3 protein-coding genes are annotated in these 1,700 nt (G+C 67.4%); 2 read left to right on the forward strand and 1 reads right to left on the reverse strand.

The features are described from left to right. Positions 1–209, forward strand: a 209-nt coding sequence (locus AB1I47_RS33685) for a hypothetical protein (RefSeq protein WP_354687972.1), incomplete at its 5' end; no start/stop codon positions are given. Between the two features lie 48 nt (positions 210–257). Here the strand turns inward: AB1I47_RS33685 and AB1I47_RS33690 are convergent. Next, a complete protein-coding gene (locus tag AB1I47_RS33690; RefSeq protein WP_354687973.1) occupies positions 258–1,205 on the reverse strand; it encodes a LysR family transcriptional regulator in 948 nt (315 codons plus the stop codon). Between the two features lie 89 nt (positions 1,206–1,294). On the opposite strand from AB1I47_RS33690, the gene aroQ reads away from it, so the two are divergent. Further along, the coding region (gene aroQ, locus AB1I47_RS33695) for a type II 3-dehydroquinate dehydratase (protein ID WP_354687974.1) at positions 1,295–1,700 on the forward strand (406 nt) is incomplete at its 3' end.

Genomic DNA, 1,700 nt, shown 5'->3' on the forward strand with positions numbered 1-1,700 from the left:
CAGTGCAGGCCTGCGGCACGCGCGTGGCCAGCCTCGACCGCGAAGTCGAGACAGCGGCGCACGCCAGCCCAGTCTGGCCGGTGATCGAGGCGTTGATAGTGTCCTGTCCCGCAAATAAACTCGATATGAAATCGCCCGGTTGCCCGCCATGCGTCGTTGCTCGTCGTTGCCATCGCTACGGCTATGGCGCCTCCTCGCGCCTAGCCTGACGAGCAACCGGACGATCTCATTTATCAAGCTATTTACGGGATAGGACACTAGTCCAGCGTCGTCGCCAGCGCCCGCGGTCCCTGCGACAACTGCGCCTTCAGGAACTCAAGGCACACGCGCATCCGCACCGAGGCCGACGCCCGCGCGCTGGTCACGGCCCAGATATCGGCCGGCTGCTGCCATCCCGGCAGCACGCGCACCAGGTCGCCCGCGCGCACGCTCGCGGCCACATCCCAGACCGAGGCCATGATGATGCCGAAGCCTTCCAGCGCCCACTGGTGGGTCACGTCGCTGTGGTTCGATGCCATCGGCCCGGTCACCTTTACCGTCTCCCACCCGTCCGGCCCCTGCAGCCGCCATACGCCAAAGGCCTGGTCGCGCTCGCGCAGCAGCAGGCAGTCGTGCCGGGGCAGTTCAGTCGGGTGCTCCGGCATGCCGCGCCGCGCCAGGTAGGCGGGCGCGGCGCACAGCACGCGGCTGCCGGTTGCAAGCTTGCCGGCGATCAGGTGCGGCTCCTCCACCTCGCCGACGCGGATATCGAGGTCGAAGCTCTCGCCGATCAGGTCCACGCGGCGGTCGAGCAGCTCCAGCCAGACCTCCAGCCCCGGATGCTGCTGCCGCAGCAGCGACAGCACCGGCGCCACATGCCGGCGCCCAAGCCGCACGCTGGTGGCGATGCGCAACAGCCCGCGCGGCTCGCCACCGGCGGCGCCCACTGCCTCAAGCATGCCGTCGACGTCTTCAAGGATCTTCTGCGCCCACGCAAAGGCGCTCTCGCCTTCGGCCGTCACGCTGACGCGGCGCGTGGTGCGGTGGAACAGCTTCGCGCCGAGCATCGCTTCGAGCATGGCGATGCGCTTGCTGACATGCGCCGGCGAAATGCCGGTCTCGTTGGCCGCGGCGATAAAGCTGGCGCGCCGCGCCACCGTGCAGAACAGCCGCAGGTCCCGCAGGAACGGGTCATTGTTCGCCGTCAGCGCATTCTGAGTTTCCATGGCGGTCGATGATGGGATGAAGGGCAAACGATAGGCTATCGGCGATGGCCGCGCCAGTGGCGCAGCCCACTCCACGGAGACACGACACGATGAAGACAGTACTGGTGCTCAACGGGCCCAACCTCAACCTGCTCGGCACCCGCGAGCCCGCGGTCTATGGCAGCGAAACGCTGGACGATGTGGAACGCATCTGCCAGCAAGCCGCGCAACGGCTCGGACTGGAAGCGCAATGCCGCCAGACCAATCATGAAGGCCAGCTGATCGACTGGATTCATGAAGCGGGGCGGCTGTGCGCGCAAGGCGAGATGGTCGGCGTGGTGCTGAATGCGGGGGCGCTGACGCATACGTCGATTGCGCTGCACGATGCGATCAAGGGGGCGGCGGTGCCGCTGATCGAATATCACATCTCCAACGTGCATGCGCGCGAGGCGTTCCGGCACCACTCGTGGATCTCGCCGGTGGCGCGGGCGGTGATGGCGGGGCTGGGGGTGAAGG

The sequence above is a fragment of the Cupriavidus necator genome, from assembly GCF_040578825.1.
Classification (GTDB): domain Bacteria; phylum Pseudomonadota; class Gammaproteobacteria; order Burkholderiales; family Burkholderiaceae; genus Cupriavidus; species Cupriavidus necator_E.